The sequence below is a fragment of the Kitasatospora sp. NPDC059160 genome (genome assembly GCF_042755465.1).
In the GTDB taxonomy this organism is placed as follows: Bacteria; Actinomycetota; Actinomycetes; order Streptomycetales; family Streptomycetaceae; genus Kitasatospora.
The window spans coordinates 13297-32991 of sequence record NZ_JBHZCN010000072.1 but is presented as its reverse complement, the minus strand read 5'-3'; the positions used below and the strand labels follow the sequence as shown (position 1 = coordinate 32991).

Genomic DNA, 19695 nt, shown 5'->3' with positions numbered 1-19695 from the left:
CCGGTCGCTCACTGGGCCGGGGCGGTGGCCGTTCCGGTGGGCCCGGTGGTGGCGGTGGGCGGGTTGCTGGGGCGTGCGGGCCGGGTCGGGGTGGGCCGGGTGCTGGGGGTGGGCTGTTCCTGGCTGGGGGTGGGCTGGGGGTTCTGCGGGCTGGGGGCGTCGGGGCCGGGCTGCTCGGTGGCGGCGGGGGCGCTGGGGGCGTGGCTGGGGGCGGTGGGTGCGGGCGCGCCGGTGGGGGCGGTGCTGGGGGTGCTGGTGGGGGAGGTGCTGGTGCTGGGCACGGCGGTGGGGGTCCAGGTGTCGGGCCCCTGGTCGCCGCGGCCGGTCTGCAGGTCGAACTGCTGGGTGGGGGTGCCGTTCAGGGCGGCGGTCATGTAGTCGGTCCAGATCCGGGTGGGGAAGGCGCCGCCGTTGACCCGGGTGAGGCCCGCGGTGCCGGCCAGCGGCTCCTTGGCGTGGGTCTTCGGGTTCTCGCGGAACAGGCCGACGGTGGTGGTGAGTTCGGGGGTGTAGCCGGCGAACCAGGCGGAGAGGTTGGCGTCGGTGGTGCCGGTCTTGCCGGCGGCGGGGCGGCCCAGGTCGAGGGCGGCGGCGCCGGTGCCGCGGGGGCTGACGACGTCGCGCAGGACGTCGGTGACGGAGTCGGCGACGGTGCGGCCGACGGCGTCGGTGGCCTTGTGGTCGGGCATCTTGGGGACGTCGATGGCGCCGCCGGGGTTGACCCGTTCGAGTTTCTGGACGGACCAGGGGGTGTGCGCCTGGCCGTGGTTGGCGAGGGTGGCGTAGGCGCCGGCCAGGTCGAGGGCGCTGGGGGTGGCGGTGCCGAGGGTCATCGAGGTGTTGGCCGGGTCCATGCCGCGGACGCTGTCGGGGATGCCGAGTTTGACGGCGGTGTCCCGGACGCGGCCGAGTCCGGCGTCGACGCCCTCCTGGGCGTAGACGGAGTTGACGGACTTGACCATGGCGTAGCGCAGGGTGATGTTGCCGTAGTCGACGTCGTCCTCGTTGGGCGGGGCGTACGGGGTGGGGCCGCCGGTGACGGGGCGTTCGCTGGTGCCGTCGTAGCGGGTCTCGGTGGTGATCGGGCGGCCGTCGACGGAGTGCTGGGCGATCAGGCCGGCGGCGAGGTCGACGGGTTTGAAGGTGGAGCCGATCTGGTTGTCCTGGCGCAGGGCGTCGTTGAAGGGCTGCTTGGCGTAGTCGGGGCCGCCGTAGACGGCGACGACGCGGCCGGTGGCGGGTTCGACGGAGGCGCCGGCGACCCGGACGTCGGTGTCGGTGGCGGGGCGGGCCTTGGGGTCGAGTTCGCTGGTGAGCTCGGACTGGACGGCCTTGACGAAGGCGTCCTGGCGGGGCTTGTCGAAGGTGGTGGTGATCCGCCAGCCGCCGGCCTTGAGGGTGGCGGCGTCGATGGTGCCGGAGGAGATGAGGTAGTCGTCGGCGACGCCGACCAGGTAGCCGGCCTGGCCGGCGAGTCCGGTGGCGGGCTGGGGGTCGATGGGTTCGGGGAAGGTGGTGGCGGTGCGGTCGGCGCTGGTGAGGAAGCCGAGTTGGACCATGCCGTCGAGGGCGTAGTTCCAGCGGGCGAGGGCCTTCTCGCGGTTGGCGGGGGTGGCGGTCCGGACGTCGTAGAGGCTGGGGGCCTGGAGCAGGGAGGCGAGGTAGGCGCCCTGGCCGAGGGTGAGTTGGGAGACGTCGACGCCGTAGTAGGCGTGGGCGGCGCTCTGGATGCCGTAGGCGCCGCGGCCGAAGTAGCTGCTGTTGAGGTAGCCGGCGAGGATCTCGTTCTTGCTGCGCTGCTGGTCGACCTTGAGGGCGATGAAGAGCTCGCGGCCCTTGCGTTCGAAGGTCTGGTCCTGGGTCAGGTAGTAGTTCTTGACGTACTGCTGGGTGATGGTGGAGCCGCCCTGCATGCCCTTGCCGAGCAGGGTGTTCCAGCCGGCCCGGGCCATGCCCCTCAGGTCGATGCCGCGGTTCTGGTAGAAGGTGCGGTCCTCGGCGGAGACGACGGCCTGCTGGGTCGGCAGGGGGATCTGCTCGATGGTGACGTCGGTGCGGTTGACGGCTCCGGTGCGGGCGATCTCGGTGGTGCCGTCGGCGTAGAGGTAGATGTTGTTCTGGGCGGTGGCGTGGGCGTTGGGGTCGGGCACCGGGACGATGACGTAGAGCACGGCGAAGGCGCCGACGGCGAGCAGCAGCAGCGCGGTGAGGGTGCCGAGGGTGATCCGCCAGGTGGGCAGGAGCCGGCGCCAGAGGGGGAGGGCGCGGCGGGCTTCGCGGCGGGCGGCCCGTTTGGCCTGGCGGCGGGTGCTCAACGTCATGGCGGGATTATCTGCTATTTGACGTGGGTTCAGCGGCGGCGGGGGTCTGAACTGCGTGGTTGCGCGTGGCGGTGCGCGCGCCCCGGGGTGCGTCGGAAATCCGGGTGCGGGCCGTGGGGGCCGGCGGTACGGTGAAAGGTGCAAATCGCATAGCGCGTCCACTTCGTCAGCTCCGCACGTCCGGCCCGGTACCCCCGGGGGCGGTCGGTCGGGGCCGCTGGGGTGTGCGCCGACGTCGCGCGGCGCCCGTCTGCGCCTGCAAATGTCGATAAGGAGACAATATGCACGGAGCTTCCACCGCGGAGGCGAGGCCTCCCGATACCGGCACCGCCCTCGGGCTGTACGCCGCCGTCGCCCGCGGCGCCTTCCGCCGCTACTCCACCTACCGGGCCGCCACCCTGGCCGGGACCTTCACCAACACCGTCTTCGGGGTCATCCTGGCCTCCTCCTTCCTCGCCCTCTGGCAGGCCCGCCCCAACCTCGGCGGCTACGACCAGGGCCAGGCCGTCACCTACATCTGGGTCAGCCAGGGCCTGCTGGTCACCGTCGCGGTCTGGGGCGGGGGCTTCCAGGACGAGATCCAGGACCGCTTCCGCAGCGGGGACATCGCCGTCGACCTCTACCGTCCGGTCGACTTCCAGGGCTGGTGGCTGGCCACCGACCTCGGCCGGGCCGGCTTCCAGGCGCTGGTCCGCGGCACCGTGCCGATGCTGTTCGGTGCCCTGGTGTTCCGCACCCGGATGCCCGAGCGGCCGCTGACCTGGGTGTTCTTCCTGCTCTCGGTGCTGCTCGCGCTGCTGGTCAGCTTCGGCGTGCGGTTCCTGGTCTCGATCACCGGCTTCTGGCTGCACGACTCGGAGGGGGTGCGCGCGGTGAGCCTGGTGGTCTCGATGTTCTTCTCCGGGATGCTGCTGCCGATCGTGCTCTTCCCCGGCTGGCTCGGCGACCTGGCCCGGGTGCTGCCCTGGGCGGCCCTGGTCAAGGTGCCGACCGACGTCTTCCTGGAGCGGGCGGGCGGCACCGGGCTGCTCCGGGCGCTCGGCTTCCAGCTCGGCTGGGCGGCCGTGCTGCTGGCCGCGGGCCGGGGCGCGCAGTGGCTGGCGACCCGCCGGGTGGTGGTGCAGGGTGGCTGAGCCGTTCCTCGCCCGGACGTCCTGGGCGGTCCGCTCCTGGTGGATCTGCGCCCGGATGTGGATGCGCTCGATGATGGCCTACCGGGCCTCCTTCCTGCTCAACCTGCTGGCCAGCCTGGTCACCCACTCGCTCGACTTCGTCGTGCTGGTGATCATGTTCCGGCACACCGACCAGCTCGGCGGCTGGCGCCTGCCGGAGATCGCCTTCCTCTACGCCACCGCGACCTTCTCGCTCGGCATCGCCAACCTGCTGGTCGGCTCGGCCGACGGCCTCGGCGTACGGATCATGAACGGTTCGCTGGACACCATGCTGGTCCGCCCCGCGCCGGCGCTCTCCCAGCTGTGCGCCGAGCGGTTCACCCTGCGCCGGCTCGGCCGCCCGCTCCAGGCCGTGATCGTGCTCGGCTGGTCCCTGACCGCCCTGGACGTGCACTGGACCTGGGACCGGGTGCTGCTGGTGCCCGTCCTGCTGGTGTGCGGCAGCGTCATCTTCGGCGCGATCTACGTCGGCGGCGCCACCGTCCAGTTCTGGTGGGGCGAGTCCAAGGAGATCCAGAACTCCTTCACCTACGGCGGCGCGACCCTGCTGCACTACCCGCCGACGGTCTTCGCCAAGGAACTGGTGGCCGGGGCGGTCTTCGGCGTCCCGCTGGCCTTCGTCAACTGGCTGCCCACTTTGCGCATCCTCGACCGGCCCGACCCGCTCGGGCTGCCCACCGCCTTCCAGTACGCCTCCCCGGTCGCCGCCGCGCTCTGCGTCGCCGCCGCCGGGCTGGCCTGGCGGGCCGGACTGCGCGCCTACCGCGGCACCGGCAGCTGACCCCCCGTACCGAAAGGACCCACCGTGGCACTGATCGAACTCCAGGACGTCCACCGCACCTTCACCGTGCGGGCCCGCACCGGCCGGTTCAGCCGGGTCAAGCGCGAGGTGCGCGCGGTCGACGGCCTCAGCTTCACCGTCGAGGCCGGCGAGTGCGTCGGCTACATCGGGCCCAACGGCGCCGGGAAGTCGACCACGATCAAGATGCTCACCGGCATCCTCGTCCCCAGCTCCGGCCGGCTGCGCGTCGCCGGGGTCGACCCGGCCCGCGAACGGGTCACGCTGGCCCGCCGGATCGGCGTCGTCTTCGGGCAGCGCACCACCCTGTGGTGGGACCTCCCGCTGCGCGACTCCTTCGAACTCGCCCGCCGGATCTACCGGATCCCCGACCCGCGGTACCGCGAGAACCTCGGCCGCTGCGTCGAACTCCTCGACCTGGGCGGCCTGTTGGACACCCCCGTACGGCAGCTCTCGCTCGGCCAGCGGATGCGCGGCGACCTCGCGGCGGCCCTGCTGCACGACCCCCGGGTGCTCTACCTGGACGAGCCGACCATCGGCCTGGACGTGGTCAGCAAGGGCCGGGTGCGGGAGTTCCTGCGCGAGGTCAACCGGGACCGCGGCACCACCGTGCTGCTCACCACCCACGACCTCACCGACATCGAGCAGCTCTGCGGCCGGGTGATGGTGATCGACCACGGCCGGGTCGTCCACGACGGCGGGCTGGACGGGCTGCACGCCGCCGGGCGCAGCGAGCGGACCCTGGTGGTCGACCTGGCCGAGGCCCGGCCGGCGATCGAGGTGGCCGGGGCGCGGGTGGTGAAGGTCGAGGGGCCGCGCCAGTGGCTGGCCTTCCCGGCGCAGGAGAGCGCGGCGCCGATCGTGGCGGCGGTCGCGGCGCGGTACCCGCTGGTGGACCTCTCGGTGCGCGAGCCGGCCATCGAGGACGTGATCGCGCGGATGTACGCGGAGGTGGCGATCGGCTGAGGGCGGGGCGGCCCGGGCCGGGGCGGCGGCCGTTCGGGGGTCGACGGTTCGGGCGGGCGTTCGGTGCGCGTCACCCGTCCGGGGAGGGCAGGTGACTCCCCGGCGGGCGGCCGAGTTGGACCGTGCATCGCCGCCGGTCAGCGCGCCGGCGAACCGCCGCTGCCCCGGAGGCCCGCCGCCCGATGACCGTACCCGACGTGACCGTGGTGGTCGCGGTCTACGACACCGTGCCGTACCTCGCCGCGTGCCTGGACTCGCTGGTCGGGCAGTCCCTGGAGCCGGGGCGGCTGGAGGTGGTGGTCGTCGACGACGGCTCCACGGACGGCGGCGAGGTGCTGTTGGACGAGTACGCGGCCCGGCACCCCGGGGTGTTCCGGGTGGTCCACCAGCCCGACCCGGGTGGCCCGGCGGGCCCCACCGACCGCGGCGCGGACCTGGCCCGGGGGCGGTACGTGCTCTTCCTCGGCGCCGACGACCGGCTCGGCGAGGAGGCGCTGGAGCGGCTGGTCGCGGCCGCCGACGCCTGGGGCTCGGACGTGGTCCTCTCGGACCGGCCGTTCACCCTGGAGGCCTGCCTGCGGGCCGTCCGGGTCTCCGTCCCCGCCGACTACGACCACTACGTCCTGGTGCTGCGCGAGGACCGGGGCAACGCCACCGAGCGGGCCTCGGTGCTCGACCGGCTGCGCGGGATCACCGCCCTCCAGCAGGTGGCCGCCGAACTCGCGGATCCCGGGGAGGAGTTGGACGCCATTCGGGTGCGCAGCTTCGCCTGGGACGTGCCCCGGCTGCTCCAGGACGGCTTCCTGCTGCTGGACGACGGGCTGCAACGGCGGGTGTGCGCCGAGGTCGGCCGGATGATCGAGTGCTTCGGCGCCCGCGCGGTGTACGACCGGCTGCCGGTCACCGCCCGGCTGCGGCTCGAACTCGCCGCCGCCGTACGGCCGGGGGCACTGCGCGACCAGATCCGCTACGAGGCCGCGCACGGCGACCCGCCGGTGGTGGCGGTCGGCCGGCGGCGCTACGCGGGGTACCCGGCGTTCCGGGACGCCCGGCTCGGCCTGCCCGACGGGCTGTTCCTGCTGGGCGAGGAGCCGCTGCCGGTGGACGTCCCGCCGCTCAACCTCGCCCAGCAGCTGTGGCGCGGCGTCGTCCCGGAGCAGCTGCGGCGCGGGCTGCGGCGCCACCCGGTGTGGCGTCGGCTCGCCAACTCGGTGAACGGAGGGCGGGGGTGAGCCCCGATGCGGGCCTGGACGTGGGCCTGGACGATCGCGGTTCGGACGTCGGCGGTCCGGACGTCTGCGTGGCCGCTGGAGGCGGCCGGTTCGGGGGCGTGCGGGGCGGGGCGTGAGCGGTTCGGGGGCGTGCTGGGCGGGGCGTGCGGCGGGTCGGAGGCGGCCCGGCCCGGGTGCGCTTCGGTTCCGGGGGCGTGTGATCGCGGGGCACGCCCCCGTCCGCGCCGGTCAGCGGGCAGACTGGCGGGGTGAGTGACGAAGCCTTCAGCGGGACCGGCCCCGGGGTCCGGTTCACCGCGGCCGACGAGCAGAAGAGACACGGCGTCCGCCGGATGAAGACTATCGCGACCGGCCTGCTGGCCTTCGCGACCCTGGTCTTCGCCCTGGCGACCTGGGCGAAGGCGGCCGGTGCCGGCCCCTGGGCCGGGTACGTGGCGGCCGCCGCCGAGGCCGGCATGGTCGGCGCGCTGGCCGACTGGTTCGCCGTGACGGCGCTGTTCCGCCGTCCGTTCGGCCTGCCGATCCCGCACACCGCGATCATCCCGACCAAGAAGGACGCCTTCGGGCGCTCGCTCGGCGAGTTCGTCGGCGACAACTTCCTGGCCGGCCACGTGGTGCGCGGCCGGCTGGCCGCGCTCGGCGTCGGCCGCCGGCTGGGGGAGTGGCTGGCCGCACCGGGGAGCGCCGAGCGGGTCACCAAGGAGGCCTCGGCGGCGCTGCGCGGGCTGCTCGCGGTGCTGCGCGACGACGACGTGCGGGCGGTGGTCGCCGAGGCGGTGACCAGGCGGGCCGCCGCGACCTCGGTGGCCGAGCCGATGGGCCGGATGCTGGGCAAGGTGGTCGCGGACGGCGGCCACCACGGGGTGGTGGACCTGGTCGCCGTCCGGGCGCACGGCTGGCTGACCGACAACCACGAGGACGTGGTCCGCAAGGTCACCCAGAAGACCCCGGGCTGGACCCCGAAGTTCCTCGACCACCAGGTCGGCGAGCGGGTCTACAAGGAGCTGCTGCGCTTCGTCACCGACATCCGGGACGACCCCGAGCACCCGGCCCGCGGCGCGATCGACAACTTCCTCGCCGACTTCGCCACCGAGCTGCAGAACGACCCGGAGACCATCGCCCGGGTCGAGCGCGCCAAGGGCGAGCTGCTCGCCCGCCCCGAGGTGCAGGACCTGATCAACTCCACCTGGGCGGCCGTGCGCACCCTGGTGATGGGCGCGGCCGAGGACGAGGACAGCGAACTGCGCCGGCGCATCCGCGACGGCGTGCGCCGCTTCGGCGAGCGCCTGGCCACCGACGCCAAGCTCCAGGCCAAGGTCGACGGCTGGCTGCAGGACGCCGCCCAGTACCTGGTCGACACCTACCGGACCGAGATCACCTCGCTGATCTCCGAGACGGTGGCGGGCTGGGACGCCGACGAGGCCTCGCGCAAGATCGAGGCCAACGTCGGGCGGGACCTCCAGTTCATCCGGATCAACGGCACGGTGGTGGGCGCCCTGGCCGGGCTGCTGATCCACACCGTGGCGGTGGCCCTCGGCGGGTGATCCCGGGCCCGGGCCTATCCTTGCCAGCACCAGTCGGTACGCGCGTAGAAGCAGAGAAGAGGGAACCACCGTGGTCCAGCCGGACGGAAGTCGGATCGGCCCCAACCCCAGCAGGACCGGGCCGGGCGACCGGAGCATCGAGGCGTTCATCGCCGGGATGCCCAAGGCGGAGCTGCACGTCCACCACGTCGGCTCGGCCTCGCCGCGGATCGTCGCGGACCTGGCCTCCCGCTACGCCGGGCAGTCGAAGGTGCCGACGGACCCGGCGGCGCTCGCCGAGTACTTCACCTTCACCGACTTCGCGCACTTCATCGACGTCTACCTGAGCGTGGTGGACCTCGTCCGCGACGCCGAGGACGTCCGGGCGCTCACCTACGGCGTGGCCGAGGACATGGCCCGGCAGAACATCCGCTACGCCGAGCTGACCCTCACGCCGTACTCCTCGGTCAAGCGCGGCATCCCCGACGTGGCCTTCATGGAGGCGATCGAGGACGCCCGGCTGCGCGCCGAGAAGGACCTCGGCGTGGTGCTGCGCTGGTGCTTCGACATCCCGGGCGAGGCCGGCCTGGAGGCCGCCGAGATCACCGCCCGGCTGGCCACCGACCTGGCCCCCGAGGGCCTGGTCAGCTTCGGCCTGGGCGGCCCGGAGATCGGCGTGCCGCGGCCCCAGTTCAAGCCGTACTTCGACCGGGCCCGGGCGGCCGGGCTGCGCTCCGTCCCGCACGCCGGTGAGACCACCGGGCCGGAGACGGTCTGGGACGCCATCCGCGAGCTCGGCGCCGAGCGCATCGGGCACGGCACCCAGGCGGTGAAGGACCCGGCGCTGGTCGACCACCTGGGCGAGCACCGCATCCCGCTGGAGGTCTGCCCGACCTCCAACATCGCCACCCGGGCGGTGGAGCGGATCGAGGACCACCCGATCAAGCGGATGGTGGACGCCGGGCTGCTGGTCACCGTCAACAGCGACGACCCGCCGATGTTCGGCACCGACCTCAACACCGAGTACGCGGTGGCGGCGCGGCTGCTGGGGCTGGACGAGACCGGGGTGGCGGCGCTGGCCCGCAACGCGGTCGAGGCCTCCTTCCTGGAGCAGGCGGGCAAGGCGCGGCTGGCCGGCGAGATCGACTCCTACCTGGCGGGCTGGCAGCAGCAGCGCTGACGTTCCCGCAGGTCAACCGCCCCGTCGACGTCGTCGGCGGGGCGGTTCGCGTGGTGCCGCAGGTGCGGCGCCGGAGGTGGCGACGGACATGGTGCCGAGGGTGGCGCCGGGCGTGGCCGGAGGTGGCACCGGGTGTGGCGCCAAAGTGGTGCCAAAAACGCCTCGACATGGCACCACGGCTGTGCCATGCTCTAGCCATGGACCTCACGCCGTACGTCGAAAACCTCCGGAACGAGCTCGCGGTGGCCGCCGCCACCGGTGGGGACGAGGCGCGGGCGCTGGCCGACCGGCTGACGCTCCCGCTGGAGTCGGCCGTGCGGCTCACCCTGCTCAACGCCCTCTCCGCCGCCATGGGCGAAGTCACCCGTGACCTCGCCCCGGGCTCGGTGGACGTGCGACTGCGCGGCCTCGACCCCGAGTTCGTGGTGACGGCGCCGCCCGGTTCCGCCGGCTTCCACGGCGACGTGCCGCCCGCGATGCCGAGCGTGCTGTCGCCCGCGGCGTCGGGCGCGCTGCCGCCCGTGGCGCCACCGGTGGCGCCGCCCGTGGTGCCACCGATAGTGCCACCCGCGCTGCCGGTGCCCCCGTCCGTGACGCCGGAGTCGGACGACAGCGGTACCGCCCGGATCAACCTGCGCCTGCCCGCCCACCTCAAGGCCAGGGCGGAGGAGGCCGCCGGGCAGGAGGGCCTCTCGCTCAACGCCTGGCTGGTCCGGGCCGTCGCCGGAGCGGTCGACGGCGGTGCCCGGGCCGCCCGCCCGGCCGCCGAGCTCGGGTCCCGCGCCGTCCGCGGCGTCGGAGGCCAGGGCTTCACCGGCTGGGTCCACTAGCGCCCCGCAGCACCGCCGGTCCTGCTGGCCCCGCCAGACCCACCGCCCCTGCAACGTCACCCCCGCACCGACCAGCGGGAACACTCACACGAGTCAAGAGGACGGCACAGCCATGCCCACGTACGAGACCGACGGACAGATCTCCGTCTCCCTTGAGTTCGAGATCGGCTCGGTGTGGATCCGGGCCAGCAAGCGCACCGACACCGTCGTCGAGGTCCGGCCCACCAGCGCCGCCAGGGACGCGGACGTCAAGGCCGCCGAGCTGACCCAGGTCGACTTCTCCGGCGGCCGGCTCACCGTCAAGGGCCCCAAGCAGCGCACCGTGTTCTCCAGCAAGAAGGGCTCGATCGACCTCACCGTCGAGCTGCCCGCCGGCTCCGAGGTGCACGCCGACTCCCCGATGGCGGACTTCGTCACCGAGGGCCCGCTCGGCGACTGCCGGATCAAGACCTCCATGGGCCGGATCCAGCTCGACCGGGCCGCCGGCGCGCGGCTCAAGACCGACATCGGCGACATCCGGGTCGGCACCGTCACCGGGGACGCCGAGGTGACGGGCTCGGGCCGGATCGAGGTCGGCTCCGTCGGGGGCCGGCTGACGGTCAAGAACAGCCACGGCGACACCGAGATCGACGAGGTGCGCGGCGAGCTGGCGGCGAACGCCTCCAACGGCCGGATCCACATCGGCCTCGCCGAGGGGGACGTCGAGGCCAAGACCGCGAACGGCCACATCCGGGTCGGCCAGGTCGTCCGGGGCAAGGTCGGCCTCCAGGTCGGCGTCGGGGACATCGAGGTCGGCATCGCGGAGGGCACGGCGGCCTGGCTCGACGTGCACAGCAAGTTCGGTGCCGTCCGCAACGCCCTCGACACGGCCACCGGTCCGGGCGAGGCCCGGGAGACGGTCGAGGTCCGCGGCACCACCCAGATCGGCAGCATCCTCATCCGGAGGGCCTGATGGCGGCGACGACGGCGAACCCGGCGACGGCCCCGGTCGCGAGCACCGCGGCGATCTCGGTGACCGGCCTGACCAAGAACTACGGGGACAAGGCGGTGCTCAGGGGCGTCGACCTGTCCATCCCGGCGGGCAGCGTCTTCGCCCTGCTCGGGCCGAACGGCGCGGGCAAGACCACCACCGTGGAGATCCTCTCCACCCTGATCCCCGCCGACGGCGGCACGGTCCGGGTGGCCGGGCACGACGTGGCCCGCCAGGCCGACGGGGTGCGGAAGGCGATCGGGGTCACCGGCCAGTTCTCGGCGGTGGACAACCTCCTCACCGCCGAGGAGAACCTGATGCTGATGGCCGACCTCAACCACCTCCGCCGTCGGGAGGGGCGGAGGCGAGCCGAGGGACTGCTGCGGCGCTTCGAGCTCGACGAAGCCGCGCGCCGGCCGGTCGCCACCTTCTCCGGCGGCATGCGGCGCAAGCTCGACCTGGCGATGACCCTGGTCGGCGACCCCGAGGTGATCTTCCTGGACGAGCCCACCACCGGGCTGGACCCGCGCAGTCGGCGCACCATGTGGGAGATCATCCGGGGCCTGGTCGCCGACCACGGGGTGACGATCTTCCTCACCACCCAGTACCTGGACGAGGCCGACCAACTCGCCGACCGGATCGCCGTCCTGGACGACGGCCGGATCGTCGCCGAGGGCACGGCCGAGGAGTTGAAGCGGATCGTCCCCGGCGGGCGGATCCGGCTCCAGTTCTCGGACACCGACCGACTCGCCGCCGCCGCGGCGCTGTTCGACTACGCCACCGCCGACGCGGAGGCCCTGCGGCTGGACATCCCGGGGGACAACTCCGTGCTCACCGTGCGGGCGGTGCTGGACGCGCTCGACAACGCCTCCGTGCCGGCCGAGTCGCTGGTCGTGGAGACGGCCGACCTGGACGACGTCTTCCTGCAACTCACCGGAGAGGGTGCACGATGAGCACGGCGACGTACGTGGTCAGCGACTCGCTGACCATGCTGAGGCGCAACCTCAAGCGCGCGCAGCGGTACCCGGCGATGACCTTCTCCGTCGTGGTGATGCCGGTGATGATGCTGCTGCTCTTCAACTACGCCTTCGGAGGCGCGTTGGGGGCCGGCATCGGGGGCGGGAGCTACATCGACTACGTGACGCCGGGGATCGTCCTGATGACGGCGACGTCGGGGGCGGTCGCCACGGCGGTCGGTGTCTGCGTCGACATGACCGAGGGGATCGTCAACCGGTTCCGGACGATGGCGATCTCGCGCTCGGCGTTCCTGACCGGACACGTGGTCGGGAGCGTGATCCAGACGGTGGTCGCGCTCGTGGTGGTGACCGGCGCGGCCTTCGCCATGGGGTTCCGGTCGAGCGCCGGGCCGCTGGAGTGGCTGGCGGCAGCGGGCCTGCTGCTGTTCGTGACCCTGACGCTGACCTGGATATCGGCGGGGATCGGGCTGGTCTCCAAGACGCCGGAGAGCGCGAGCAACACGCCGCTGCCGCTGACCTTCCTGCCCTTCATCGGCAGTGCGATCGTGCCGCCGGACTCGATGCCGACCGTGCTGCGGTGGTTCGCCGAGTACCAGCCCTTCACGCCGATCATCGAGACCCTGCGCGGTCTGCTGATGGGCACCGGCATCGGCAACAGCGGCTGGATCGCCCTCGCCTGGTGCACCGGGCTGACGCTGCTCGGCTACTTCTGGTCGCGGAGCGTCTTCTACCGGCGGTGACGGGGGTACGGCCGGTAGCCGTCGGACGGTCCGGGAGGCGGGGACACCCGCCACCCGGGCCGCCGTGGCGTTCCGGGCCCCGCTCCACCGCCGGGCCCCTGTAGTAGGGTCCGCGCCAAAGTTCGGCAAACCGGCGCAGGGGGGCGGGAGATGACCGTACGTCGCAGGTGGGCCGTCCAGGGGCTCCGGGCCGGCGCCCTGGCCGCGCTCCTGGCCTACGCGGCGGGCCGGTACGCCTCCCGCTCGGGGGGCCTGGTGGAGGTCGAGCGCCTGCTCGACCGTCCGGTGCCGCTGCTCGGTGCGGCCGTGGTGCTGCTCGTGGTCTCCGCGGTGCTCGGTGCCGGGTCCCGGGTCGGGGCGAGCAGCGGGGCCCGCGCCGGGTTCGTCCAGATCGCTGTCGCGGGGTTCGAAGCCCTCGGCGGCGAAGTCGCGCGGGGTGCCGATCTCCTCCAGGGTGACGAAGTCCTCCTCGCCGCCGACCCGGGCCGCCCGACGGTGACGCCCCGCTGACGGTGACCTGCCGGCGGCGCCCTGCTGACGGCGACCCCTGATCAACAACGGCCCCTTGTAGTAAAGTCCGCGCAAAGCTCGGCAAAAGACCGCCCGGGGGGACGGATGACGGCGAGGCGCCGCAAGCAGGTCGCGTGGGTGCTCAGAGGTCTGGCACTCGCGGCGTTGCTGGTGTACCTGCCGGGCTGGCACGCCTCCCGTTCGGGCGGGTTGGTGGTGGTCGAGCACTGGCTCAACCGGCCGGTCCTGCTGATCGGATCGGCGGTGGTGCTGATCGTGGTCTCGCTGGTGGTCGAGCTGGAGTTCCGCACCTGGTTCTCGCAGATCGGCTGCGCTGCCCTGCTGGCCCCGCTCGTCGTCGCCGGGGTGCCGGTGCTGTTCCTGTCCTACGTGTTCAGTGGTGACGGAGGCCGGGAGGACCGTTTCGTCAGCCCGAGCCGCCCGGACCGGATCCTGAGCGTCACCAACGTCTCCGGCTTCTCCATCGACCCGGTCTACCAGGTGGAGTTGGAGGCCGGCACCGGCTGGTTTACCCGCCACTGGAGCATCGGTACCTGGGACACCCGGGACGGCGAATTCATCCGCGTCGACTGGTCCGGGCCGGACCGGATCACCGTCACCGGCCGCACCTCCCTCACCGTCTTCGAGGTCCTGCCCGACGGCAGTCTGGGCGAGCCCCGGGTGCTCCCCAAGCCGGCGCCGGTCGGAGCCGGATCCTGAACCCGAGGCCGATCAACCGCCCGCCTAGGCTGGCGTGGTGACGCAGGGGATCCGTGGGGGACGGGGAGTACGGCCGCGCAGGGTGGCGGCGGTGTGGGCGGCGGGGTTCGCCGAGGGGGCGGCGGTGCACGCGTACCAGGTCGGGAGCGGGGGGCTGCACGCCTACGCGTGGTGGCCGGTGCCGAGCCAGGTGCTGTTCCACGCGCTGCTGGTGCTCGACCCCTTGGCCGCCGTGCTGGTCGCCCGGGCGCGGCCGACGGGGGTGTGGCTCGGGGCGGGGGTCATGGCGGCCGACCTGACGGCCAACTGGTGGGCGAACTGGGACGACGTCCTGCGCCGTCCGCTCGCCTACCTCCAGGGCATGGTCGGGCTGCCGGCGATGACGCTGTTCGGGCTGTTCGTGTTCGTCACCGCTGCGCCGCTGCGCCAGGCGTTCCTCGGCACGGGCCCGGCTCTCCGTCGTCCGTAGGAGATCCGGGCCCGCGCCGAGGAGTTGCCGGGGGTCTGGCCGGTCGTCTGGCCGGGGGTCTGGCCGGGTCCGTCACCAGACGGTGATGCCCATGGTGTCGGCCGCGCTGTGGATGGCGTTGTAGTGCGGGATCGACATGTCGGACTTCTTCTGGCCGGCCGGGAGGTTCTTGTCGGCGGCGCGGAACTCGTCGCGGGCGGCGGCGAGCAGGCTGGTGCCGTAGGAGACCGGGACGTCCTTGGTGCCGTGGGCCGGGTGGGACTTGGCGGCCGTCTGGCTGCCCGCCTGGGCGAGGGTGCTGCGGGCCTGGTTGTAGGCGGCGGCCTTGACCGTCTTCGGGTTGGCGAGCCGGGCCTGGGCGGTGCCGGCCGTCCGGGTCTGGTCGGCGGCCATGGCGACGGGTGCGACGGCGGCGGTGAGAGCGCCGGCGGCGACGACGGTGACGAGGGCGTTGCGGACGAGCCTGTTCATGTGGATTCCTTCCGGGAGAATTCCGAGAATTCCGAGAACTCCGAGGATTCGCCTCCGTTCCGGTCCCGGGGGATCGTCGGAGTGCGAACGTCTCCGCACTACCCCGGCGTCCGAGAGCGGAAAACCCGATTCCGTACGGTTCGTTCGGAAGTGATCGGATCAGGACGTTTTCTGGCTCCGGGGAACTCGTATCGTCAGACTGGGTGGGTGAATCCTGATCTCTACCCGGACGTGGCCGCAGCCGGGAGCCTCGCCGCCGCACTGGAATCGGCCGCCGCCGAACTGGCCGTGGACATCACCCTGGTGCCGGGGACCTGGGGCGACGCGGCCTCGGCGGGCATCGCGCCCCCGGCGGGCGCGGTGCCCTCGGGGCCCGCGCGCCGGCCGCTGCAGGTCCACCTGTCCGCCGCGAGGCGTAGCTTCGGCGTCTCCGGCCGGAGCCTGGGCGCCGAGCTGATCACGGGGTGGACGGCCGAACTCCGGGACGTCGTCCGGGCCGCCGCGGCCTGGGGGAGCGGCCGGAGCCTCGCGGAGCTGCGCGAGCGGTTCCCGTTCCTCTCCTCCTCGGAGCTCGCCGAGGCCCATGAGCACGGGGTTGCCGCCGTGGTCGGGCTGCAATGGCGCTGGGTCAGGGAACGGGCCCTGAGGGAATCGGAGTCCACGGAGTTCGGCCTGCTGGTCGCAGCGGCCGGTGCGGAGCCGAGGCTCCGGCAGTTGTCCCCGGCCGTCAGCCACGGGAGGCTGCTCCTCGCGGGCCGGACCGGCTTCCCGTCCGAACCGGTGATCGCGATCGTTCCCGCGGACGACGGCCGCTCGTACCAGGTGCGGCGGTTCCCGCACGGCGGCGTGGTCGCCGAGGCCGGGACGGCGGCGGAGGCCGTCGCGCTGGCCGTCGCCCACCTGCCGGCCGACCTCGGGCCGGCCGTGCTCGGCAGCGACGAGGACGCCTGACGGCCGCCGCTCGTCAGTCTTCTTCCTCGTACGGCGGGATGGACCAGCGCAGCACCGTGCCGCCGCCCGGGGCGGCTTCGAGGGTGACCGGGTAGACCTGGCCCCAGCCGCGTTCGCCGTGGTGCCGGACCGCGTGGTCGCCTTGGTCCCAGCCGATGCCGAGTACGGCGCAGCCGCCGACCTCGACCGCACCGACGCGCAGCGGGTGGTCCCAGCCGGCCCGCTCGGCCAGGTAGTGGTCGGTGTGCGGGTCGAGACCGACGGCGACGCCGGTGCCGGGGAGGCCGCCGCGCCAGGTGGTGAGTTCGGCGGCGCGGGCGGCGGCCTCGGCGAGCGGGAGGTCGAGCCAGCCGTGCGGGCCGTCGACGCCGTGCCAGAAGATCCGTTCGCCGCCGAAGTGGGCGTGGGCGTCGTCCTCGTGGCGGCCCCAGTAGGTGACGTCGGCGAGGCCGTCGACGGATTCGCCGTCCAGTCCCGTCCACGCCTCCAGGGTGGTGGCGTCGCCGATCACCGTGCCGCAGCGGTCGACGGGCAGGTCGCCGAGCGGGATCGGGACGGCCGGGTCGGCGTCGGCGGGCCAGGGGAGGCCGAGTTCGATCTCCAGGGTGGCGATGCTCGGTTCCTCGTCGAACGGTGACGGCGAGGTGGTGGCCCGGACCCGCAGCGGCCGGTCGGCGGCGGCCCGGACGGCGAAGGCCTCGCAGTCCCCGTCCCGGAGGTGGGCGCCGCTCGCGGTGGCGGTCGCCGCACGGGCACGTTCGCCGAGGGGCGCGCCGGTCTCCGGCCAGAAGTCGATCCAGCCGGCCATGCCGAGCACCAGCAGGCCGGACGGTGCGGTGACGGTTCCCAGGTCGGTGAAAGTTCCCAGGTCGGTGAAGGTTTCGGGCATGCGCCGATTGTGCCCTTCCGGTACGACACTCCCGAATCCCGGTCGGGCGCCGAGCCCGCGTGGTGGGTGGGCTCGCCGGGTGGGGCCGGTGCGGTGGCTACGTGTTGGACCAGAAGCGGGTGGAGAGCACCAGGAGGTAGCCGTCCGGGTCCTGGACGGTGACGCCCCAGGCGTCCCAGTACGGGTTGTGCGCGGGGACGCGCTTGCCGCCGTGCTGTTCGAGCCGCTCGATCAGTTCCTCGTCGACCGGCCGGCCGAGGTAGACGACCAGCAGGTCGTCGGCGGTCGGCCGCGGTTCGACGGGGGCCGCGGGGTCGTGGACGAGTTCCAGGTGCCAGGCGGCGCCGGGCCAGCCGACCATGAGGAGCGAGTGCTCGTCGGGGGTGCCGTCGGTGGTGTGCCGGTACAGGACGTCCAGGCCGAGGCCGGCGGCCCAGAAGTGCTCGGCGGCGGCGAGGTCGCGGGAGGGGCGGGCGATGCGGACGTGGGCGGTGGCGTCGGCCGGCACGGTTCTGGCTCCTGGGCGGGTGGGGGAGGGGGCGGGGACAGCAGCGAGCCTAGGGATCCCGGGGGCGGGTGCCATCGGGCGCCGGTCCTAGTCCGGCGGGCCCAGGTCCGGCCCGTCCTCAGTCCGAGTTGGGCCAGACCAGGACGCCGGGGCCGTCCGGGGTGAGCACGGGCACCCAGGCTTCGTCCGTCTCGGCCAACCGGTCCTCGTCGAGCCGCAGTTCGTGCGGTTCCTCGGCGTCCCCGTCGCAGGCCCAGTAGGTGATGCCGCGCAGGGCGTCCCGGAGCCGGTCGAGTTCGCCGTCGGACCAGGGGCGGTGCTGGGTTCCGGCGCCGCGGAAGTCCCGCTCGAAGAGTGTTCGGAGTGCGGTGAGGCCGTCGGGGCCGGTCACCGGGACCAGGAAGCCCTGTAGTTCGCCTTGGTGGCAGGAGGTGCCGCCGTACTGCTGCTGGTAGTGGACTCCGGTGGGGGCGGCGACGACCACGTACAGCCAGCGGCCTGCTGTGCCGTCCGGGTCGAGGAACACGAATCGGTGTAAGTCCATGACAAGCAGTCTGCTCGACCGGCGGCGGGCGGTCGAGGGTGGATCGTCCGGATGATGAGAAACCGGAGGAACGTGCGGTAAGTGCCCAGGTGGTCGCGGGCCGGTCGGCGGCGGGCGGGCTCCGGTGACGCGAACGGCTCCGTGTGCCTGCGGCGGTTCGGGGCAATTCGATTCGCATGCGGACTCCACTTGGATCAACCGCCCTTGCGGGTGCTCTGGGCGGCTGATTGCCTCGCCGTCGGGGGCAACGTCGCCCTCTCATGGGCGCCCAACGGCACGGACTACCAGGCCTGGATCCTGCGCTTCGGCAGCCAGGGTGGTCTCCAGATCGAGAGCAGGGCGCGGGTCGGCCAGTGCCTCCAGGCGCCTGAGAACCTCGGCGACCCGATCGTCGTGGTGACGTGCAACAAGTACGTTCCGACCCAGTGGTGGGTGCTTCCCCAGGTGGGTGACAAGCACGTGATCGCTCTGCAGCAGGACCCGCAGAAGGTCATCGAGTCCACCCCGACCGGCAACCCCGTGTTCCAGGGGTTCTACGACGGCAACCCGCGTCAGATGTGGGACGTCAGCACGGCCTGAGTCGGGGGCGGCAACGCGAACGGCCCGGCACCTGTGAGAGGTGCCGGGCCGTTCGACCGTGGAGCGCCAGGCCCGGATTGCACGGACTCTTCCTACTGAAAGTAGGACGTACTCTGGTAGTACCACTGACGCCTGACGAGGTTTCATGCCCCTCGCGACGAGATGAACATTAGCAGCTCAACGCCCATGGTTCGAATCGAGGAGTGGGCGGCAGTCGTTGCCCGGGAACGCGAACGGCCCGGCACCTGTGAGAGGTGCCGGGCCGTCCGACTGTGGAGCGCCAGGCCCGGATTGCACGGACTCTTCCTACTGAAAGTAGGACGTACTCTGGTAGTACCACTGACGCCTGGCGAGGAACTGTGTTCCTTGCGACGAGAAGAACGTTAGCAGCTCAGAGTGCATGATCCAAAACGGGCCCGGGCGGTCCGGTTGGGTTGGGGGTCAGGCGTCGAACTCCCCGTTGCGGATGGCGGCGACGAGGTCGCGCCACTCAGCGGGGGTGAGCTGGGCGATGGCGTCGGGGAGCAGGCTGCTGCGGACGTAGACGGCGTCGGGGGTGACGGCTACCTCTGGGCAGGCGTTCGCATTGGCGCATGCGGCGGGCCGAATCCAGGAGCGGTTCTCCATGGGCTGTGTCTCCTCTGTGCGGGATCAGGCGTCGAACTCTCCGTTGCGGATGGCGGCGACGAGGTCGCGCCACTCGGTCGGGGTGAGTTGCGCGACGGCGTCCGGCAGGAGGCTGCTGCGGACGTAGACGGCGTCGGGGGTGACGGCCACCTCCGGGCAGCTTGAGCCGTCGGGGCAACCACCGGGGCGAGTCCAGGGGCGGTTCTCCATGGGCTGTGTCTCCTTTGCGCGGAATCAGGTGTCGAATTCCCCGTTGCGGATGGCGGCGACGAGGTCGCGCCACTCGGTGGGAGTGAGTTGCGCGACGGCGTCGGGGAGCAGACTGCTGCGGACGTAGACGGCGTCGGAGGCGACGGCCACCTCCGGGCAGTTGTTGCCATCGCCGCATGCGCTGGGCTTCTGCCAAACGAGTTCTTCCACCGGGGCCCCACAGGCTGTTCATGATGCTGGAGATCGCATCGCGGGAGACGGACGGATCGAGTTGAGTGGTCCGGGAGTTGGTCGGCGGGGCCGGCCGGTCGGGTTGGGGGTCAGGCGTCGAACTCTCCGTTGCGGATGGCGGCGACGAGGTCGCGCCACTCGGCTGGGGTGAGCTGGGCTATGGCGTCGGGGAGCAGGCTGCTGCGGACGTAGACGGCGTCGAGGGTGACGGCCACCTCTGGGCAGTTGCCCGCATTGGCGCATGCACTGGGGCGGATCCAGGAGTGCTTCTCCATC

24 protein-coding genes are annotated in these 19695 nt (G+C 72.8%); 15 read left to right on the top strand and 9 right to left on the bottom strand.

Annotation, left to right across the window (positions count from 1 at the left end; all coding sequences use genetic code 11):
- Positions 1 to 8: 8 nt before the first annotated feature.
- On the bottom strand, positions 9 to 2321 hold the full coding sequence (locus ACFXOZ_RS27810; RefSeq protein ID WP_380522539.1) for a transglycosylase domain-containing protein: 2313 nt from the start codon (positions 2319 to 2321) through the stop codon (positions 9 to 11).
- Positions 2322 to 2602: 281 nt separating this feature from the next.
- On the opposite strand from ACFXOZ_RS27810, the gene ACFXOZ_RS27805 reads away from it, so the two are divergent.
- From ACFXOZ_RS27805 to ACFXOZ_RS27745, 13 genes are all read left to right on the top strand, one after another.
- Positions 2603 to 3454 carry an ABC transporter permease gene (locus tag ACFXOZ_RS27805; protein ID WP_380522540.1) on the top strand — a complete coding sequence of 284 codons (852 nt, stop codon included), beginning with the start codon at positions 2603 to 2605 and terminating at the stop codon, positions 3452 to 3454.
- Positions 3447 to 4274, top strand: coding sequence for an ABC transporter permease (locus ACFXOZ_RS27800; RefSeq protein WP_380522541.1), 828 nt, complete (start codon positions 3447 to 3449; stop codon positions 4272 to 4274). The genes ACFXOZ_RS27805 and ACFXOZ_RS27800 overlap by 8 nt, the downstream gene beginning before the upstream one ends.
- A 24-nt stretch (positions 4275 to 4298) precedes the next feature.
- On the top strand, positions 4299 to 5258 hold the full coding sequence (locus ACFXOZ_RS27795) for an ATP-binding cassette domain-containing protein (RefSeq protein WP_380593151.1): 960 nt from the start codon (positions 4299 to 4301) through the stop codon (positions 5256 to 5258).
- A 182-nt stretch (positions 5259 to 5440) separates the two neighbouring features.
- The gene (locus ACFXOZ_RS27790) at positions 5441 to 6490 is read left to right on the top strand and encodes a glycosyltransferase family 2 protein (RefSeq protein WP_380593150.1); all 1050 of its coding nucleotides are present in this window, start codon (positions 5441 to 5443) and stop codon (positions 6488 to 6490) included.
- A gap of 248 nt (positions 6491 to 6738) precedes the next feature.
- Positions 6739 to 8034, top strand: coding sequence for a DUF445 domain-containing protein (locus ACFXOZ_RS27785; protein WP_380522543.1), 1296 nt, complete (start codon positions 6739 to 6741; stop codon positions 8032 to 8034).
- Between the two features lie 94 nt (positions 8035 to 8128).
- Complete coding sequence (locus tag ACFXOZ_RS27780) at positions 8129 to 9193, top strand: adenosine deaminase (protein WP_380522580.1); 1065 nt, start codon at positions 8129 to 8131, stop codon at positions 9191 to 9193.
- A 197-nt stretch (positions 9194 to 9390) separates the two neighbouring features.
- Positions 9391 to 10023: a toxin-antitoxin system HicB family antitoxin gene (locus ACFXOZ_RS27775; RefSeq protein ID WP_380593149.1), complete on the top strand. Its 633-nt coding sequence runs from the start codon at positions 9391 to 9393 to the stop codon at positions 10021 to 10023.
- 112 nt (positions 10024 to 10135) lie between these two features.
- Positions 10136 to 10975: a DUF4097 domain-containing protein gene (locus tag ACFXOZ_RS27770; RefSeq protein ID WP_375883159.1), complete on the top strand. Its 840-nt coding sequence runs from the start codon at positions 10136 to 10138 to the stop codon at positions 10973 to 10975.
- On the top strand, positions 10975 to 11946 hold the full coding sequence (locus ACFXOZ_RS27765) for an ATP-binding cassette domain-containing protein (RefSeq protein WP_380593148.1): 972 nt from the start codon (positions 10975 to 10977) through the stop codon (positions 11944 to 11946). The genes ACFXOZ_RS27770 and ACFXOZ_RS27765 overlap by 1 nt, the downstream gene beginning before the upstream one ends.
- Positions 11943 to 12710, top strand: coding sequence for an ABC transporter permease (locus ACFXOZ_RS27760; RefSeq protein ID WP_375883164.1), 768 nt, complete (start codon positions 11943 to 11945; stop codon positions 12708 to 12710). Before ACFXOZ_RS27765 ends, ACFXOZ_RS27760 begins: the two co-directional genes overlap by 4 nt.
- Before the next feature lie 150 nt (positions 12711 to 12860).
- Positions 12861 to 13220 carry a hypothetical protein gene (locus tag ACFXOZ_RS27755; protein ID WP_380593147.1) on the top strand — a complete coding sequence of 120 codons (360 nt, stop codon included), beginning with the start codon at positions 12861 to 12863 and terminating at the stop codon, positions 13218 to 13220.
- A 105-nt stretch (positions 13221 to 13325) separates the two neighbouring features.
- A complete protein-coding gene (locus tag ACFXOZ_RS27750) occupies positions 13326 to 13940 on the top strand; it encodes a hypothetical protein (protein ID WP_380593146.1) in 615 nt (204 codons plus the stop codon).
- A 124-nt stretch (positions 13941 to 14064) separates the two neighbouring features.
- The gene (locus ACFXOZ_RS27745) at positions 14065 to 14409 is read left to right on the top strand and encodes a hypothetical protein (protein ID WP_380593145.1); all 345 of its coding nucleotides are present in this window, start codon (positions 14065 to 14067) and stop codon (positions 14407 to 14409) included.
- A gap of 72 nt (positions 14410 to 14481) precedes the next feature.
- Here the strand turns inward: ACFXOZ_RS27745 and ACFXOZ_RS27740 are convergent, their stop codons facing one another.
- Positions 14482 to 14880 carry a hypothetical protein gene (locus tag ACFXOZ_RS27740; RefSeq protein WP_375883174.1) on the bottom strand — a complete coding sequence of 133 codons (399 nt, stop codon included), beginning with the start codon at positions 14878 to 14880 and terminating at the stop codon, positions 14482 to 14484.
- Positions 14881 to 15087: 207 nt separating this feature from the next.
- Between ACFXOZ_RS27740 and ACFXOZ_RS27735 the strand changes: the two genes are divergently transcribed.
- Complete coding sequence (locus ACFXOZ_RS27735) at positions 15088 to 15831, top strand: DUF6193 family natural product biosynthesis protein (RefSeq protein ID WP_380522549.1); 744 nt, start codon at positions 15088 to 15090, stop codon at positions 15829 to 15831.
- A 13-nt stretch (positions 15832 to 15844) separates the two neighbouring features.
- Here the strand turns inward: ACFXOZ_RS27735 and ACFXOZ_RS27730 are convergent, their stop codons facing one another.
- The 3 genes from ACFXOZ_RS27730 to ACFXOZ_RS27720 form a co-directional block, all read right to left on the bottom strand.
- Positions 15845 to 16720, bottom strand: a complete 876-nt coding sequence (locus ACFXOZ_RS27730; protein WP_380522550.1) for a hypothetical protein — start codon at positions 16718 to 16720, stop codon at positions 15845 to 15847.
- Between the two features lie 97 nt (positions 16721 to 16817).
- The gene (locus tag ACFXOZ_RS27725) at positions 16818 to 17228 is read right to left on the bottom strand and encodes a VOC family protein (RefSeq protein WP_380593144.1); all 411 of its coding nucleotides are present in this window, start codon (positions 17226 to 17228) and stop codon (positions 16818 to 16820) included.
- 118 nt (positions 17229 to 17346) lie between these two features.
- Complete coding sequence (locus tag ACFXOZ_RS27720) at positions 17347 to 17772, bottom strand: DUF6210 family protein (RefSeq protein ID WP_380522552.1); 426 nt, start codon at positions 17770 to 17772, stop codon at positions 17347 to 17349.
- A gap of 189 nt (positions 17773 to 17961) precedes the next feature.
- Here ACFXOZ_RS27720 and ACFXOZ_RS27715 point away from each other — a divergent pair, with 189 nt between their 5' ends.
- Positions 17962 to 18351 carry an RICIN domain-containing protein gene (locus ACFXOZ_RS27715; RefSeq protein WP_380593143.1) on the top strand — a complete coding sequence of 130 codons (390 nt, stop codon included), beginning with the start codon at positions 17962 to 17964 and terminating at the stop codon, positions 18349 to 18351.
- 441 nt (positions 18352 to 18792) lie between these two features.
- Here the strand turns inward: ACFXOZ_RS27715 and ACFXOZ_RS27710 are convergent, their stop codons facing one another.
- The 4 genes from ACFXOZ_RS27710 to ACFXOZ_RS27695 form a co-directional block, all read right to left on the bottom strand.
- Positions 18793 to 18978 carry a DUF397 domain-containing protein gene (locus ACFXOZ_RS27710; protein WP_380522554.1) on the bottom strand — a complete coding sequence of 62 codons (186 nt, stop codon included), beginning with the start codon at positions 18976 to 18978 and terminating at the stop codon, positions 18793 to 18795.
- Positions 18979 to 19002: 24 nt separating this feature from the next.
- Positions 19003 to 19188, bottom strand: a complete 186-nt coding sequence (locus tag ACFXOZ_RS27705; protein WP_380593142.1) for a DUF397 domain-containing protein — start codon at positions 19186 to 19188, stop codon at positions 19003 to 19005.
- A 24-nt stretch (positions 19189 to 19212) separates the two neighbouring features.
- Entirely contained in the window at positions 19213 to 19398 is a 186-nt protein-coding gene (locus ACFXOZ_RS27700; RefSeq protein WP_380522555.1) for a DUF397 domain-containing protein, read from the bottom strand.
- A 110-nt stretch (positions 19399 to 19508) separates the two neighbouring features.
- Positions 19509 to 19694: a DUF397 domain-containing protein gene (locus ACFXOZ_RS27695; protein WP_380522556.1), complete on the bottom strand. Its 186-nt coding sequence runs from the start codon at positions 19692 to 19694 to the stop codon at positions 19509 to 19511.
- Position 19695: the final 1 nt, after the last annotated feature.

Bases quoted from the DNA above. Each gene is read 5' to 3' on its own strand.
- ACFXOZ_RS27775 (WP_380593149.1), top strand. From the start codon at position 9,391: ATGGACCTCACGCCGTACGTCGAAAACCTCCGGAACGAGCTCGCGGTG.
- ACFXOZ_RS27705 (WP_380593142.1), bottom strand. From the start codon at position 19,188: ATGGAGAACCGCCCCTGGACTCGCCCCGGTGGTTGCCCCGACGGCTCA.
- ACFXOZ_RS27720 (WP_380522552.1), bottom strand. From the start codon at position 17,772: ATGGACTTACACCGATTCGTGTTCCTCGACCCGGACGGCACAGCAGGC.
- ACFXOZ_RS27730 (WP_380522550.1), bottom strand. From the start codon at position 16,720: ATGCCCGAAACCTTCACCGACCTGGGAACTTTCACCGACCTGGGAACC.
- ACFXOZ_RS27710 (WP_380522554.1), bottom strand. From the start codon at position 18,978: ATGGAGAACCGCTCCTGGATTCGGCCCGCCGCATGCGCCAATGCGAAC.
- ACFXOZ_RS27805 (WP_380522540.1), top strand. From the start codon at position 2,603: ATGCACGGAGCTTCCACCGCGGAGGCGAGGCCTCCCGATACCGGCACC.
- ACFXOZ_RS27760 (WP_375883164.1), top strand. From the start codon at position 11,943: ATGAGCACGGCGACGTACGTGGTCAGCGACTCGCTGACCATGCTGAGG.
- ACFXOZ_RS27765 (WP_380593148.1), top strand. From the start codon at position 10,975: ATGGCGGCGACGACGGCGAACCCGGCGACGGCCCCGGTCGCGAGCACC.
- ACFXOZ_RS27810 (WP_380522539.1), bottom strand. From the start codon at position 2,321: ATGACGTTGAGCACCCGCCGCCAGGCCAAACGGGCCGCCCGCCGCGAA.
- ACFXOZ_RS27695 (WP_380522556.1), bottom strand. From the start codon at position 19,694: ATGGAGAAGCACTCCTGGATCCGCCCCAGTGCATGCGCCAATGCGGGC.
- ACFXOZ_RS27740 (WP_375883174.1), bottom strand. From the start codon at position 14,880: ATGAACAGGCTCGTCCGCAACGCCCTCGTCACCGTCGTCGCCGCCGGC.
- ACFXOZ_RS27790 (WP_380593150.1), top strand. From the start codon at position 5,441: ATGACCGTACCCGACGTGACCGTGGTGGTCGCGGTCTACGACACCGTG.
- ACFXOZ_RS27770 (WP_375883159.1), top strand. From the start codon at position 10,136: ATGCCCACGTACGAGACCGACGGACAGATCTCCGTCTCCCTTGAGTTC.
- ACFXOZ_RS27750 (WP_380593146.1), top strand. From the start codon at position 13,326: ATGACGGCGAGGCGCCGCAAGCAGGTCGCGTGGGTGCTCAGAGGTCTG.
- ACFXOZ_RS27755 (WP_380593147.1), top strand. From the start codon at position 12,861: ATGACCGTACGTCGCAGGTGGGCCGTCCAGGGGCTCCGGGCCGGCGCC.